Genomic DNA, 15300 nt, shown 5'->3' on the forward strand with positions numbered 1-15300 from the left:
GTACCCACCCGGAGCGTAGGCTTCGGAAGAGGAGTCTCAGGGCGTGGGTGCGGGGGGCGGGGTCGGCGTATCGACCGAGGTGCCCTGGATGATGGCGTTCTGCGGCAGCTCCGTGGCCATGCCCAACACCTTCGCGCCAGCGGCCTTCGCGCCGTCCAGCGCGGTGATGAGCCGCCCGTAGTTGGTGGCGTCATCCGCCATGAAGAAGACGACCTTGTCGTCCGCCTTCTTGGCCGCCAGCATGCGCTTGAGCCGCGTCACGTAGTCGGCGGGGGCAATCTTCTCCGTGTTGATGGAGTAGCCACCGTCCTTGTCGAGCTGGACCACCAACTGCTGGTCGTCCGGGTCGGGAGGCGTCGGCTCCTGTTCGACCTCGGTGTCCGGCACGCGCACCACGATGTCCTTCTCGAGGAGCGGCGTGACGACCATGAAGATGATGAGGAGCACCAGCACCACGTCGACCAACGGCGTGACGTTGATCTCCGAGTTCGGCTGCGCCTGGGGCTTGACCCACTGTCGTTGCTTGCGGCCGGCCATTACTTCTTCTCCTCGACGCCCAGGGAGATCTGCTTGGCCTTGGACTTGCGGGCCACGTCCAGCACCTTGCGCACGTCACCGACGCTGAGCGCGTTGTCGCCCTTGAGCAGGATCTTCTTGCCTGGATCCTTCAACATCTCCTCGGTGAGCTTCTCCTGGAGCCCCTTCTCATCCACCTGGTCATTCTCCACGAACACCTTCTTGTCCGGGGTGATGGAGAGGATGAGCGGGTCGGCTTCCTTCCCTTTTCCTTCCTTCTCGATCTCGGTGGCCTTCGGGAGCTCCACGGACTTGCCACGTTGGAGCATCGGGGTGACGACCATGAAGATGATGAGGAGCACCAGCACCACGTCGACCAGCGGCGTGACGTTGATGTCGCTCTTGACGCCCCCCTTGGGGCCTGCTGACATTCCCATGTCTTTACCTGTTTCCTGGTAAGGAGGTGCCCGCCTTCACGGTGGGCCTCCAGCTCCCCGAAGAAGAGCTGGAGACAGAGTCACCGTGAAGGGCATCGGGTCGTCCCCGGCTCGCCCGGGACGTCTCAGGCGGCGTGCGAGGACTGCGCGCCACCACCCAGGTGGCGGGCAACCACGTCCAGGAACTCGTTGGACGACTCGGAGATGTCCACCGAGCGCGCGTCCACCCAGCCCTGCAGGAAGTTGTACGCCATCACCGCGGGGATGGCCACGAGCAGACCGAAGGCCGTCGTGATGAGTGCCTCGGCGATACCGGCAGAGATGGTGCCGAGACCGCCGGAGCCCGCCTGCGCCATCAGCTGGAAGGCGTTGACGATACCCATCGTGGTGCCGAGCAGACCGACGAACGGCGCCGTGGAGCCGACCGTGGCCAGCAGGCCCAGACCGCGCTTCATGCTCTGGACCTCACGCTGCGCCTGACGCTCCAGCGCGCGCGCCACCGACTCCACCGCCACGTCCTTGTTGTTCGGGCTGATCCGGTACGCCGTCAGTCCGGAGTTGATGACCCGGCCCAGGTGGCCCACGTCCTTGCCCAGGTTGGTGTTGGCGGCCGTGTTCAGGTCGCCCTTGGCCAGGATGGCACCCATCTTCGCGGCGAAGTTGCGGCTGTCAGCCCGCGTCTTGCGGAAGACGATCATGCGCTCCGCCATCACGACCAGCGAGGCGATGGACATGATGCCCAGGGTGAAGATGACCGAACGGGCGAAGAGGCCCGTATGCGCCCAGATTTCTGCGAGAGTGAATTGCATGGTTGGGTTGAGCGCTCCTCCTCACGAGCGCGGGGTAGTCGGCGATACCGCTCTAGCTCTAAACGACGCGCCCGGACTCAGCGCGGCAGCTTGAAGTTCAGGGTGAAGGTGTAGTCCACCTGCACAGGGCGGCCCTGGAACGTGACCGGCTTGTAGCGCGACGACGCCAGCGCGTCCAGGACGGCCCGGTCCATGTGGGGCAGGGGCTTGATGATCCGGCAGTTCTCCACTCGACCTTCCACGGTGACGATGCACTTCACGATCATCGTTCCCTGGACGCGAGCCTCGAGCGCCTCACGAGAGTACTCGGGCTGAGGACCGGACAGTTTCTCCGGACGCGTCATGCCCGCGCCGAACGGAAGGACGTCGGTTCCCGTCCCGCCCAACTGGCCGCCGACCACGCCGCCAATCACACCACCGACCACGCCACCGACGACGCCGCCGACCACGCCACCTTCCACGCCGCCCTCGACGACTTCTTCGCTCGCCTCTTCTTCGGAGGGAGGCTCTTCGGAGGGCTCCACTTCCTTGGGAACCTCCTTCGGAATCTCCTTCGGCTGGACGATGGTGTCCGGCTTCTTGGGCTTCTTCTGCTGCGTCTTCGGCTTGGTCGAAGATGCGGGAGGAGGCGGAGGAGGCGGAGGAGGCGGAGGCGGTGCCATGGTCGCCTTCAGCGTGACCTCAATCTCCTTCTCCTCCTCGACCGGCGGCCGAGTCGACAGCCAGATGGAGAGGCCGAACAGCGCCACATGGAGGATAACCGAGACAGTAGCCCCGACGCCGAACCGCGACTTGGGCCCCTGACCACGGTCAAGGACTGAATCGAACATGCACTAGACTCCTCTTCACCAGTGGACACCCATCGACGACGCCCCGCCCAGATGAAAGGGCGCGCTACCATACAGAAACGCGTTCCGGGTTCAAGCAAGCAAGGTCGATGGTCGTGGCGTGATCGGGCAATTGCCCCACTGGTTACCAAAAAGCAACGGTCTATTGACAACTGCTCGACCTCGGATATTTTCCCGGGTCATTTTCACTTGCAGCCCACCTTGGAGGGGTCTGGTATGCACTTGAACCGAGTGCTCCGGGAAACCGGAGTTGTTGTCGCCGCAGGTCTGCTGTACGGATCCGCGGCTTTCGCCCAGTCGAGCGTGATCATCGGTACTGTGATCGACGCTCAAAGTCGGCAGGCTGCCGCTGACGTCGTTGTGACCGCTACTTCGCCCAACCTTCAGGGCGAGCAGACGGTTGTCACCGACGCGCAGGGTAACTACCGCATTCCCCAGTTGCCCCCCGGCGACTATACCCTGCGGTTCGAGAAGGAGCAGTTCAAGCCGTACGCTCGTTCAGCCATCCAGTTGCGCCTGAACCGCACCATCCGCGTCAACGTCGAGCTCCTTCCTGAGGCGCTCGGTGAGGTCGTGGAGATCGTCGGCGCGCCCCCGACCATCGACGTGGGTTCCACGACGATGGGCGTGAACGTCGACCAGGAGTTCATCAAGCGCATCGCCGTTGCGCGTCCGGGTGGCAAGGGCGGCGCGACCCGCTCCTTCGAGTCCCTGGCCGAGCTCGCGCCTGGCGCCCAGAACGACAACTACGGTGTGTCCATCAACGGCTCGACCTCGCCTGAGAACGGCTACGTGGTGGACGGTCTGTCCACGAACGACCCGGCCTTCGGCGTGAACGCCAGCCCGTTGAGCATCGAGTTCGTGCAGGACGTGAACATCATCACCGGCGGTTACATGCCGGAGTTCGGCCGGTCCACCGGCGGCGTCATCAACGCGGTCACCCGGTCGGGCTCCAACGAGTTCCACGGCTCCGTGTTCGCGAACTGGACGCCGGGCACCTTCGAGGGCACCCGCAAGCAGGTTCGTGAAGAGGGCACGGTCATCACCGGCCTGAACCAGCTGCAGAACCTGGGCGACTTCGGCGCCACCCTCGGTGGTCCGATCCTCAAGGACAAGCTGTGGTTCTTCGCCGGCTTCGCGCCGTCGTTCACCCGCTACCAGCACACCCGCACGCTCAACGCGCTGCGCGTCGATGGTGACGGCAACACCCTCACGGACGAGAACGGCTTCACGCTCGCGGATGCCATCCCCGGCTCCGCGACGAACTACTACGCCGACTCCCGTACCATTCAGTACATGGGTAAGTTGACGTACCTCATCAACCAGGACCACAACGTGTCGTTCGCCCTGAACGGCACCCCGTCTTCGACGGGTGGTCTGGGCAAGCTGTCCGTCGACCCCCGCTCGGGTGGTCTGCCGGGTGTGCTCGCGTCCCGTCCGGGTGACTTCGGTCTCACGGAGACGAGCGCGAACACCACGTCGCTGGCCTTGAAGTACGCCGGCGCGTTCGCGGACAAGAAGGTCCTCGTCGACGCCAACCTCGGCTGGTTCCACCAGACCGCGTCCACCCTGCCGGGTGACGGCAGCAACCTGGGCGACACCACGGGTCTGGCCGGCTACTCGCGGATGGTCTACATCAACCCGCGCCCGCTGACCCTGTTCGAGTCCCTGCCCGCCGGGCAGGAGGGTGCCTGCGGCAGCACGCCGGAAGAGCAGCGCATCCGCTGCCCGGTGACGGGCTACGCGGTGGGCGGCCCTGCCTTCATGAGCGACCAGACGCTGGATCGCTACCAGGCCAACGCGAAGGCCACCTACCTGCTGAACGCGCTGGGCACCCACGTGCTCAAGGCCGGCGTCGACGTCGAGATGCTGTCGTTCGACCAGGTGAAGGCGTACGGCGGTGGCGTGTACTGGCAGGAGAGCGGTGCCTGGGCGGCGGGTCAGGGTCCGGCCATGACGGATGCCCGTCGTTACGGCTACCAGACGGGTCCTGACTCGGCGGTGACGCAGCTGACCCAGGTGGCCAAGACGACCAGCACCACGGTCGGTGGTTTCCTCCAGGACTCCTGGTCCATCGCGAACCGGGTGACCCTGAACCTGGGCGTCCGCTACGACGTGCAGGCGCTCTACGGCGGCACCGGCGACCTCTCGCTGCTGCTCGGCAACCAGTGGTCGCCGCGCCTCGGCGCCATCATCGACCCGTTCGCCAACGGTCGCGCGAAGTTGTTCGTGAACTACGCGCGTTACTACGAGCAGGTTCCGCTCAACCTGATGGACCGCGCGTTCCCGGGTGAAAACCGCATCTCCGCGCGCCGCTCGCTCGCGGAGCCGGGCCAGGGCACGGCCACCTCGTGCGACCCGTCCTCCTTCGAGAGCCAGCAGGCCACGTGCCGCACCGACGCGAACCTGCTCGCCATCCCGGAGAGCAGCCGCAACGTGAACCGCTTCTACACGGGCGGCACCGCGGGCGGTACGCCGGTTGACCCGGACCTGAAGGCCCAGTCGTCCGATGAAATCGTGGTCGGCGGCGAGTACGAAGTGCTGGCGAACACCCGCCTGGGTGCGAGCTACACGCACAAGGACATGAACTCGGTCATCGAGGACATGAGCCGCGACGACGGCAACACGTACTTCCTCGGTAACCCCGGCAGCGGCTTCGCCGGTGAGTTCCCGACGCCGGTTCGTAACTACGACAACGTCACCGTCTACCTGAACCGCACGTTCTCCGACGGCTGGCTCGCCCAGGCCAACTACACCTGGTCGCGCCTGTACGGTAACTACCCCGGTCTGTTCCGTCCTGAGACGGGCCAGCTCGACCCGAACATCCTCTCGGACTTCGACCTCATCGAGCTCCTGGAGAACCGCACGGGTCTGCTGCCGTTCGACCGCACGCACCAGATCAAGATCTTCGGTGCGAAGGAGTTCAACATCTCGAACGCCCTGTCGGCGAGCGTGGGTGTCTCCTACCGCGGTAACTCTGGTACGCCGATCAACTACTGGGGTCACCACTGGGCCTACGGCGCGGACGAGTCCTTCGTCCTCCCCCGTGGCGCCGGCGGCCGTACGCCGTGGATCAACACCATCGACTCCAACATTGGCGTGAACTACCGCGTCAGCAAGGACAGCGTGGTGTCGTTCACCCTGGACGTGTTCAACCTCTTCAACTTCCAGGGCGTGAGCACGGTTGACCAGACGTACACCCTGCGCGACATCAAGCCCATCCCGGGCGGAACGCCCGCCGACCTGGAGAACCTCCCGGGCCGCGTGGAGTTCCAGGACGAGGCGCCGCGTGACGAGCCGTTCGGCAGCGTGGACGGCGACACCAACCCGAACTTCAAGAACCCGACCTCGTACCAGGCGCCCCGTCAGGTCCGCTTTGGCATCCGGTACACGTTCTAATCCCAGGCCCCATCACGGAATCGGAACAACAGTCACATGACCAAGAACATCGTGAACACTGCGTTGGTTCTCCTGGGCACGGGAAGCCTGCTGGCGGGCTGCAATGTCGAGCAGCCTGACCCCGGCTGCTTCGTGCAGGAGTCTCCTCACTGGGCCGTGAAGTACGACCAGGTGGAGGCGGGCCGGGATGCCGCTGGAGATGCGTGCGACACTGCCGCTCCCCCCGCGGAGATGCTGGGTGTCTACCGCTACATCGACCTGCAGAACGGCACCGCGAAGCTCGCGCTCCGTCCTCAGGGTCTGGCGAGCCGCGGCCCCGCGGACGAAAGCACGGACCAGAGCGAGCAGACCGCGCTGGGCGACCTGGCCACGGACCGCGACGCAGAGGACTTCTGCGGCGCGCCCAGCTTCCCGGCGGCTCGCGTCAGGGTGGCCTCCTCGGGGAACGAGATCGTGTACCAGTACGCCAATGTCCGCGTGTACTCGGCGCCTTCGGCTCCGGGCACCCAACTGACGGGCGAGCTGACCTACACGAACAACGGCTGCACTTCGAAGTACGTCGTCAACGCCCTCTGGCCCGCGGTCGGTTGTGACCCCGAGGTTGGCACGGCGGAGACGAACTGCGGTCCGGGCTCGGGTCTGAACCCGGACTTCAACGCGACGTGCGTCATGGGCGTCTACTGCGGCATCTTCGCGCAGCCCGACCTGGAAGGCTGCTGCGTGCCGACGAACCAGGTCCCGTCGTTCAAGTAGTGGAACAAGTCGTCTGCTGAACCGCGCCACCCCACCTGGGTGGCGCACCTCGGCCCCGGCGGTCTCTCCCCACATGGGAGTGGCTGACCGGGGCCGTGGTGTTTAAAAGGCGGGACCTGTACTGGAGGCACATGGAGGGCCGTTACTCACTCATCGAGCGCGTCCGCGGCTTGCTTGCGGACGAACAGGGCACGCTGCACAAGGCGGCGCCCTACCGGGTGGCGCTCTGCTACCCCAGCCCCTACCACGTGGGCATGAGCTCGCTCGGCTACCAGGCCATCTACCGTGAAATCCACGAGCACTCCGGAGCGACGGCCGAGCGCGTCTTCCTCCCGGATGACGTGGATGCCTTCAAGCGCACGCGGACGCCCCTCTTCACCTGGGAGTCCCAGGCCCCTGTCGCCAACTTCGACATGCTGGCCTTCTCCGTGGCTTATGAGCTGGAGCTGACGGGACTCTTCTCCATGTTGGAGCTGACGGGCATCCCGCTCCTGGCGGAGGAGCGCCAGGAGGGCCGCTATCCGCTCGTGGTGGGCGGCGGGCCGTTGACGTTCTCCAACCCGGATCCACTGGAGCCCTTCGTGGACGTGCTGGTCCAGGGCGAGGCGGAGGATTTGATCCACCTGCTGGTGGAGTCTGCGGCGACCATGGAGCGCGAGGCTCTCCTGGCGCATCTGGCGCGTATCCCGGGCTTCCGCGTGCCCGGGCGAGGCGGAGCCCGATACCATGTGGCCAAGGCCACCGACGCCCGTCTCCCTGCCCGGTCGCAAATCGTGACCCCGCACACCGAGCTGCGCTCGATGTTCCTCATCGAGCCGGAGCGGGGGTGCTCCCGGGGCTGCCATTACTGCGTCATGCGGCGCACCACGAATGGGGGCATGCGCACGGTGCCGCCGGAGCGGATCCTCTCCCTGATTCCGGAGCATGTCCGCCGGGTAGGGCTGGTGGGCGCGGCGGTGACGGACCATCCGCGCATCGTCGAGCTGCTCCGGACCCTCGTGGAGTCCGGCCGTGAGGTGGGGGTGTCCTCCCTGCGCGCGGACCGGCTGACGCAGGAGTTGGTGGATCAGCTCCGCCGGGGTGGGGCCACCAACCTCACGGTCGCGGCGGACGGACCGTCACAGCGCCTGCGGGACATGGTGGACCGGAAGCACTCGGAGGAGCAGATTGTCCGGGCCGCGACCTTCGCTCGCACGGCGGGGATGAAGCAGCTCAAGGTGTACAACGTCGTGGGTCTGCCGACCGAAGAGGACGCGGACATCGACGAGCTCATCCGCTTCACCAGCGAGCTGTCGCGCATCCTCCCGGTGGCGCTGGGCGTGGCGCCCTTCGTGGCCAAGCGCAACACCCCCATGGACGGCGCTCCCTTCACGGGCATTCGCGAAGTGGAGGGGCGGCTGGAGCGCCTGCGCAAGGGCCTGCGGGGACGCGCCGAGGTGCGCCCGACGTCCGCGCGCTGGGCCTGGGTGGAGTACATGCTGGCCCAGTGCGGACCGGAGGCGGGGCTGGCGGCCATGGATGCCTGGAAGGCCGGCGGCAACTTCGCGGCGTGGAAGCGGGCCTTCGACGGCCGGGGCTGCGAGCCGTACCTGGCCCGGCGGGTGGAGGACGGCCGGCGCAACCCTGTCCTGTGGCCCACCGTGCCAAGGACAGCGCCCCCGGCGTCCGCGGCCTGACGTGGACATGCACGTGGTGGTGCACGTCCGCCCCGGCTTCCGCTAGAAGGCCGCTTGGTGCGCCGATGGCCGGCGTCCAGGGCAGCGGAGATCCAGGTGAGCACGCAGCGAGTGGACAAGTCGTGGCAGCAGAAGGGCCTGAAGGAGTACTCGACGGAGGCCCTGCTCGGGACGCTCGGCCACTACGGCATTGCCGTGGGCGAGGACGACTTCCGCAAGCTGGCGGAGTCGACCTTCCCGATTGGCATTGCCCAGCAGTGGCAGCCGAAGTGGAAGGGCACCGGGCCCTTCAAGGACTTCGCGGTGGCGGCGGCGGTGGAGTTGTGGAGCCGCTGGCTGCCGGACCGCGTGTCGCCCATGGAGATGGCCGACACGCTGGCGAACCTGATGCAGCAGTTGGCGTTCCTGCTGGATGGGCGGCAGGACGCGGCGGTGGACGCCGCCTTTGAGAAGATGAGCGCCGTGCGCGCGAAGATGCCGCTCGACGAGAAGGGTGCGCCGCAGGAGCGCTTCATGCGCGAGGCGCTGGCACCCTTCACGGAGAAGCAGGCCGAAATCTTCGACAGCCTCGCCGAGGCGCTGGCGTCGTCGGGCCACGTGGGCCACGCGGAGTCCTTCGCGGACCTGGAGGAGTTCCTCCTGCCGGACCGCCGTGGAATCTCGCGCGCCATCGTCCGCGCGGCGAAGGGCGAGCTGGCGCCCGCCACCGAGGACATGGTGAAGCTCACCGAGGACACCGAGCGCTCGCCCATCGCCCGCCTGCTGGCGGTGGACGGCCTCATCCACATCAAGGCGCACGGTCAGGCGGCGGCGGCGGCTCGCACGCTGCTGGCAGCGGCGGAGCAGGGCGGCGATTTGCACCTCGCGCTGGACCTCGTTCCCCGCCTGGAGCACGTCTACAAGGCGCAGAACGACCGCGAGTCGCTGCTGGAGCTGATGGGCATCTCCGAGCGCCTGGAGGCGGCCCACGACAAGATTCACCCCGGCCACCGCCGTCACCGTCACGGTCGCTGAGTCACACGCGTGACAGCGGGCCTGCGTGGCCTCCTGTCACGACGCGTGGGCGCAGGCGCCCGTCAGCGGCTCCACCGAGGACAGCGGGCGCCAGGGAGCCGCGCCTGCGCCCCTCTGTCCTAACCGGTTGTTTCCTGCCCCTGAGGAGATTCGGAGGCAGGCGGCACCTCTTCCGGCACGTCCTTCGCGCCGCCCCTGCGCTTCAGCGGAACGCGAAGCACGCCGGGGACACCTTCCGCCACGTCCCGCACGGGGACCACGGCGCCCACGGTGGTGTAGCGGATGGCGCCCGTCTGCGTGAAGGCGTGCTTGAGCGGGTACTCCTTCGCTCGGGGGAGGAACCACTCACGCGCCGCCTTCATGGGCACGACGTGCAGCTCTCCCTGCGAGAGGAAGACGTACACCAGCAGGTCCGCGCCGCTGTAGAGGAAGCATCCCGGGGTGTCCTTCTCCAGGTTGGACACCAGCTCGAAGAAGTAGCGGCGGCGGGTGGCGTTGCGGTCGCCCTTCACCTCGATGCCGCGCACCTCTCCCGAGGGGAGCTCCCAGAGCAGGTCCACCCCCCGGTGCTGGAAGCGCGGGTCCAACTGCACGTCATGCACGCGCGAGCCCGGCTCTGTCTCCAACATCCATGCGCGGGCGTGCTGCACGGCGCGGTCCGCCGCGCCCTGCACGCCGCGCATGCTGAAGCTTCGTGCCATGTCGTCTCAGCGGCGCAGCTCGACGCCCGTGGCCACCAGCTGCACCTCGCGCGGCTTGCCATCGGCGCCGCGGGGGACGATGGCGCCCTCCGACTCGTAGTGCTGGGCGCGGCTGTCGGTCAGCTCGGCCACCTTCAGCACGCCTTCCACGCGCGCCTGCGAGCCCGCGGAGTCCAGGGGGACGAAGAAGCCGTAGTCCTTGAACGTCACGCGCACGCCGGGGCCCTTGTCCTGGCCGGTCGCCGCCAGCTCCATCCAGCAGCCCTTGCGCTCACACGCCTTGCGCACCTGGCCCTCGAGCAGCACCGTCTTGCCGTCGTGGGCCTGGGGCCTGGCCAGCACGTCCGCGAGCTTCACCGCCTTGGCGCCCTTGAGCGGCTCGCCGCGGGTGAGCTTCCAGCCATTGTTCGCGGGCGCGGCGGCCTCGGCCTTGGGTTCCGTCTTCGCCTGCGGGGCGGGAGGGTGGTGGCAGTCGGCCTCGGCGGCCTTGCCGGCCTTGGCGGAGGACTTGTCACCCGCGAGGGCAACCAGGGGAACGGCAACCAGCAGCATCAGGGACGTGCGGAGCGTGTTCATACCCCGTCCGCTTAGCCAAAAGTCTTTGCTCCGGCAAGGCGACCCCCGTACTAAAGTCCATCCACCCGCACACGCTGACGAGGTGCGCTTGAAGGTCGTCATCCCTCCCCGCAACCGCCGTTTCAGCACCGTGGACGCCATGGGCCTCGCCGGCGTGGTGGGGCTGCTCGTGGCGCGCTACATCCCGGTGGCCCGCATCATCCCCTTCTGGGGCTGTGTGCTCAGGGAGCAGACAGGGTGGCCCTGCCTCGGCTGCGGTCTGACGCGCGTGGCCGACCGGGTATCGCACCTCAACTTCGCCGGCGCCTGGGAGGCCAACCCCCTGGGAACGGTGGCGGCCATCCTGTTCGCCCTGGCGGCGGTGGTCATGGTGTTGCACCTGGTGTTCGCGATGCCCATCCCCCAGGTGGAGCTCTCCCCCCGTGAGTGGAGCGTCCTGGGCGTCCTGGCGCCCATCATCATCCTGGTCAATTACGCCTATGTGGTGGTGAAGACGCGCTTCCCCCACCTGCTGCTGTAGCCTTCCGCTTCGTGACCTCCGCGCTCGTCCTGCTGGGCTATCTCGCCGGCTCCATTCCCTTCGGTGTGTTGCTGACGCGGTGGCTGCGCGGCGTGGACGTGCGCACGGGTGGCAGTGGGAACATCGGCGCCACCAACGTCACGCGCGTGGCGGGCAAGAAGCTGGGCGCGGTGGTGTTGCTGCTGGATGCCGTCAAGGGCGCGCTGCCCGTGGTCCTCGCGGTGCGCCTGCTGCCGGATGCGCCCACCGTACACGTGGCGGTGGGGCTGGCCGCGGTGCTGGGCCACATCTACCCGGTGTGGCTGAAGCTCCAGGGCGGCAAGGGCGTGGCCACCGCATTGGGCGTGTTGCTGGTGCTGGTGCCCCAGGCGGCGCTGGCGGCCGCGCTGGTGTACGTCACCGTCTTCGCCGTGTCGCGCGTGAGCTCGCTGGGCTCGCTGGCGGCGGGGGCCACGGCGGTGGGCACTGCGGCGCTCACCGCGCGGGCCGTGGAGTACGCGGGCCTCTCAGCCCTCCTCTTCGCCCTCATGCTGTGGACGCACCGGGGCAACATCCTCCGGCTGGCGCGGCGCACCGAGCGGCGCTTCTGAGCCATCCCCGATGTCCCCCCGCGCGCTGCCCCCGTCTGGCGGACGGTAGCCCAGCAGCGAGCAGGCGATGGGGCCGTTCCAGAGGTCCCGCTTCGCGGAGGGGCGCGCGTGGAAGGCGCTCTCGAAGCCGGGGTTGCCGCAGATGACCCAGACGCGCCAGCCCGGCACGCGCAGCGACTCCCCGAGCTTGAAGTAGAAGCTCTTCATGCCCTTCTGGCCGCCCGTGCCGAGCCGGTCGCCGTAGGGCGGGTTGGTGACGAGCAAGCCGCCTGTCTCCGGCAGCGGCGGAAGCCGGGTCGCGTCACCTTCGGCCAATTGGATTTCCTCCGTCAGGCGAGCGGCACGCACGTTGCGACTGGCGGCCTCCAGCGCCTCCGGGTCCTTGTCGAAGCCGAGCAGCGGCACTTCCACCTTCCGCTCGTTGCGGCGGGCATCCGCGCGCATGTCCGCGAGCAGCTCGCGGGCCCGGGCGCCCAGCTCCGGCCAGCGCTCTACCGCGAAGTCCCGGTTGAGCCCGGGCGCGCGCCGGCGGGCGATGAGCCCTGCCTCGATGATGAGCGTGCCGGAGCCGCACATCGGGTCCACCAGGCCCTCCGTCCCGGTGTAGTTCGCCGCGCGCAGCACCGCCGCGGCCAGCGTCTCCTTCAGCGGGGCGGGCGTGGGGCGCACGCGGTAGCCCCGGCGGTGCAGCGGCTCACCGCACAGGTCCAGGGACAGGGACAGCGTCTCGCGGGCGAGGTGCGCCACCACGCGGATGTCCGGGTCGCGCGTATTCACGTCCGGCCGGGCGCCTTTCGTGTCGCGCATCCGGTCGACGATGGCGTCCTTCACCTTGAGGGCCACGAAGCCGGAGTGGCTGTGCTCGCTGTCCTTCAGCGTGGCATCCACCGCGAAGGTGTGGTCGGGAGTGAGGTGCTCCTCCCAAGGGATGCTGGCGGCGGCTTCGTACAGGCCTTCCGCGCCCCGGGCCTCGAAGGTGCCCAGCGGATAGAGCACGCGCATGGCGATGCGGGACCAGAGCGCCACCATGAGCGCCTCGTCGAGCGTGGCCATGAAGCGGACGCCGCCGCGGTCCTGGCGGATGCGGCGGGCGCCGAGCTCCTTCAGCTCGTCGGCCAGGAGGTCTTCGGTGCCGCGGGCGGCGGTGGCGAAAAGGGCAATGCGTTCAGCCATGGGGTTCCGCCCATAGACGACACCGGGCCGCTTGGGAACCGGCATCGCGTTTCATGTGCCCACCACCTCGTAGAGGGCGAAGGTGGCGTCCTCCTGCTGGGCGCTCGCCTCCCGCGCCCGCTGGAAGTCCTCGGACTGGAAGTAGGCCCGCATGGAGGCCTTGTCCCGCCAGCGCGTCACCAGCATCAGCTCCGGCGGTCGCTCGAAGGAGCGCAGTACCTCCAGCCCCAGGAAGCCTGGGTAGCCGTCCACCGCCCGCGTCCGCGCCTGGAAGCGGGCGACCAGGCGGTCCGCCTCCTCGGGGGCCGGCCGGAAGCGGGAGATGGCGACAATCATGGGCACGCCCTGGTGGAAAACAGCGAGGGCGTCCGGGCCGAGCCAGGACGCCCTTTGTGAAGTGGAACCGCCAGGGCCACCGCCTCTCATCCCCTCCGGGAGCCGGCGGCCACGTGGGCCTTACATGGCCCCGGCGCCGGGCATGTCGCCCAGGCCTCGGATGAGCACCTCTCTGGGCTTGGCGCCATCCGCCGCGCCCACCACGCCGTCGCGCTCCATCCGCTCAATCATGCGGGCCGCGCGGTTGTAGCCGATGCGCATCTTGCGCTGGAGCATGGAGATGGACACGGCGCGCATCTCGCTGACCGTCGCGAGCGCCTGGTCGTACAGCTCGTCGGACAGCTCGTCCTCCTCGCCGCCACCTTCCACGTCCTCGTCGCGCGGCTTGAGGATGGAGTCGTCGTAGACGGGCTTGCCCTGGGCCTTGAGGTGGTCCACCGCCTTCTTGATTTCGTTCTCTGAAACGAAGGCGCCGTGCACGCGCTGCAGGTGCGCGCTGGTGGGCGGCATGATGAGCATGTCGCCCATGCCCAGCAGGGACTCGGCGCCCACCGTGCCCAGAATCGTCATCGAGTCCGGCTTCGAGCGCAGCATGAAGCTGACGCGCGTGGGGAAGTTGGCCTTGATGATACCGGTGACGACGTCCGTGGACGGGCGCTGCGTGGCGACCATCAGGTGGATGCCGGAGGCGCGGGCCATCTGCGCCAGGCGGGCGACGTACGTCTCCACCTCGCGGCTGGCCACCATCATCAGGTCGGCGAGCTCGTCGATGATGACCACGATGTAGGGCAGCTTCTTGAGCTGCTTCTTCTCCGGCTCGGTGGACTCGCCAGCCTCCAGCGCCTCGGTGTCCTCGGGCTCGGCCTCCAGCTCCGGGGCCTCGGCCTCTTCCTCGGACGCCTGCGCCTCGAACCCGTCGTCATCGTCGTCCCGGGGCGCGGCGACGCCCAGGCTCTCGCCGCCCGCGGGCATGGAGGACTTGGGGCTCTCTCCGTCGAGCACGAGCACGTTCTTCGGCTTCGCCTTCTTCTTCGGCGTGGACTCGGCGGCCGGCTTCGCCTCCACCGCGGTGCTCTCCACCAGCTTGTTGAAGCCGGCGATGTTGCGCACGCCCGCCTCGGACAGCATCTGGTAGCGGCGCTCCATCTCCTCCACGGCCCAGCGCAGCGCGAGCGCCGCCTTCTTCGGGTCCGTCACCACCGGCAGCAGCAGGTGGGGGATGCCCTCGTAGACGGAGAGCTCCAGCATCTTCGGGTCCACCATGATGAAGCGGACCTCCTCGGGCGTGGCCTTGAGGAGGATGCTCATGATCATGGAGTTCACCGCCACCGACTTGCCGGAGCCGGTGGTACCGGCGATGAGCAGGTGGGGCGCCTTGGCCAGGTCGAGGACGTACGGCATGCCCTCGATGTCCTTGCCCACGCACATGGTCAGCTTGCTGGCGCCCTTGTTGAAGGCGTCCTGCTCGGCAATCTCCTTGAGGTAGACGGTTTCGCGGTCCCTGTTCGGCACCTCGATGCCCACCACGCCCTTGCCGGGGATGGGCGCGACGATGCGCACGCGCATGGCCTCCATGGCCATGGCGAGGTCGTCCGCGAGCGCGGCAATCTTGCTCACCTTGATGCCGGGGCCCGGGAGGAACTCGTACATGGTGACGACGGGGCCGGGGCGAATCTCCACCACCTCGCCGACGATGCCGAAGTCCGCCAGCTTCGCGCGCAGCTTCTCCGCCGTGGACAGGTACACGTCCTTGTCCAGCGCGGAGCGCTCCGTCTTGTCGCACTCGAGCACGTCGAGCGGAGGCAGCGAGAAGCTCTTGCGGTCCCCGACGAACTCGAACTGGTCCTGGCTCTTCTTGACGGTGGGCTTGGGCGGGGCCTTGGGCTCCACGATGAGCGGCATGCGTGCCAGCGCGGAAGGCGCCGCCGGGGCGAGGTCGGCCGGCGCGGCGG

General features: G+C 68.0%; 15 protein-coding genes. 6 read left to right on the forward strand and 9 right to left on the reverse strand.

Going from position 1 to position 15300, the window contains the following annotated elements:
• Positions 1-36: 36 nt before the first annotated feature.
• The 4 genes from HV824_RS24500 to HV824_RS24515 form a co-directional block, all read right to left on the reverse strand.
• Positions 37-537: a biopolymer transporter ExbD gene (locus tag HV824_RS24500; RefSeq protein WP_176409491.1), complete on the reverse strand. Its 501-nt coding sequence runs from the start codon at positions 535-537 to the stop codon at positions 37-39.
• Complete coding sequence (locus tag HV824_RS24505; RefSeq protein ID WP_140788496.1) at positions 537-953, reverse strand: biopolymer transporter ExbD; 417 nt, start codon at positions 951-953, stop codon at positions 537-539. Before HV824_RS24505 ends, HV824_RS24500 begins: the two co-directional genes overlap by 1 nt.
• A 125-nt stretch (positions 954-1078) precedes the next feature.
• The gene (locus tag HV824_RS24510) at positions 1079-1762 is read right to left on the reverse strand and encodes a MotA/TolQ/ExbB proton channel family protein (RefSeq protein WP_163781013.1); all 684 of its coding nucleotides are present in this window, start codon (positions 1760-1762) and stop codon (positions 1079-1081) included.
• Positions 1763-1839: 77 nt separating this feature from the next.
• Positions 1840-2592, reverse strand: a complete 753-nt coding sequence (locus tag HV824_RS24515) for an energy transducer TonB (RefSeq protein ID WP_176416121.1) — start codon at positions 2590-2592, stop codon at positions 1840-1842.
• A 234-nt stretch (positions 2593-2826) separates the two neighbouring features.
• Here HV824_RS24515 and HV824_RS24520 point away from each other — a divergent pair, with 234 nt between their 5' ends.
• From HV824_RS24520 to HV824_RS24535, 4 genes are all read left to right on the forward strand, one after another.
• Complete coding sequence (locus HV824_RS24520; RefSeq protein ID WP_217917691.1) at positions 2827-6009, forward strand: TonB-dependent receptor; 3183 nt, start codon at positions 2827-2829, stop codon at positions 6007-6009.
• A gap of 36 nt (positions 6010-6045) precedes the next feature.
• Positions 6046-6762 carry a hypothetical protein gene (locus HV824_RS24525; protein ID WP_176416123.1) on the forward strand — a complete coding sequence of 239 codons (717 nt, stop codon included), beginning with the start codon at positions 6046-6048 and terminating at the stop codon, positions 6760-6762.
• Between the two features lie 131 nt (positions 6763-6893).
• On the forward strand, positions 6894-8438 hold the full coding sequence (locus tag HV824_RS24530) for a radical SAM protein (protein ID WP_176416124.1): 1545 nt from the start codon (positions 6894-6896) through the stop codon (positions 8436-8438).
• Positions 8439-8534: 96 nt separating this feature from the next.
• On the forward strand, positions 8535-9452 hold the full coding sequence (locus tag HV824_RS24535) for a hypothetical protein (RefSeq protein WP_368670851.1): 918 nt from the start codon (positions 8535-8537) through the stop codon (positions 9450-9452).
• Positions 9453-9571: 119 nt separating this feature from the next.
• Here HV824_RS24535 and HV824_RS24540 read toward each other — a convergent pair whose 3' ends face one another.
• Together HV824_RS24540 and HV824_RS24545 are read right to left on the reverse strand one after the other, a co-directional pair.
• Positions 9572-10153 (reverse strand): hypothetical protein, encoded by a 582-nt coding sequence (locus HV824_RS24540; protein WP_176416126.1) that lies wholly within the window; start codon positions 10151-10153, stop codon positions 9572-9574.
• A gap of 6 nt (positions 10154-10159) precedes the next feature.
• Entirely contained in the window at positions 10160-10729 is a 570-nt protein-coding gene (locus HV824_RS24545; protein ID WP_176416127.1) for a DUF4920 domain-containing protein, read from the reverse strand.
• A gap of 88 nt (positions 10730-10817) precedes the next feature.
• Between HV824_RS24545 and HV824_RS24550 the strand changes: the two genes are divergently transcribed.
• Both HV824_RS24550 and plsY read left to right on the forward strand, forming a co-directional pair.
• Complete coding sequence (locus tag HV824_RS24550; protein WP_176416128.1) at positions 10818-11249, forward strand: DUF2752 domain-containing protein; 432 nt, start codon at positions 10818-10820, stop codon at positions 11247-11249.
• A gap of 11 nt (positions 11250-11260) precedes the next feature.
• Entirely contained in the window at positions 11261-11839 is a 579-nt protein-coding gene (plsY, locus tag HV824_RS24555; protein ID WP_176416129.1) for a glycerol-3-phosphate 1-O-acyltransferase PlsY, read from the forward strand.
• Here plsY and HV824_RS24560 read toward each other — a convergent pair.
• The 3 genes from HV824_RS24560 to HV824_RS24570 form a co-directional block, all read right to left on the reverse strand.
• Positions 11756-13057, reverse strand: a complete 1302-nt coding sequence (locus HV824_RS24560; protein ID WP_176416130.1) for a class I SAM-dependent RNA methyltransferase — start codon at positions 13055-13057, stop codon at positions 11756-11758. The two genes, plsY and HV824_RS24560, sit on opposite strands and share 84 nt — an antisense overlap.
• A 6-nt stretch (positions 13058-13063) precedes the next feature.
• Positions 13064-13348 carry an antibiotic biosynthesis monooxygenase gene (locus HV824_RS24565; RefSeq protein WP_163884327.1) on the reverse strand — a complete coding sequence of 95 codons (285 nt, stop codon included), beginning with the start codon at positions 13346-13348 and terminating at the stop codon, positions 13064-13066.
• A gap of 120 nt (positions 13349-13468) precedes the next feature.
• A partial coding sequence (locus HV824_RS24570) for a DNA translocase FtsK (RefSeq protein WP_176424361.1) occupies positions 13469-15300 on the reverse strand: 1832 nt, incomplete at its 5' end.

Origin of the sequence: Myxococcus sp. AM009 (assembly GCF_013372605.1) — a bacterium.
In the GTDB taxonomy this organism is placed as follows: domain Bacteria; phylum Myxococcota; class Myxococcia; order Myxococcales; family Myxococcaceae; genus Myxococcus; species Myxococcus vastator.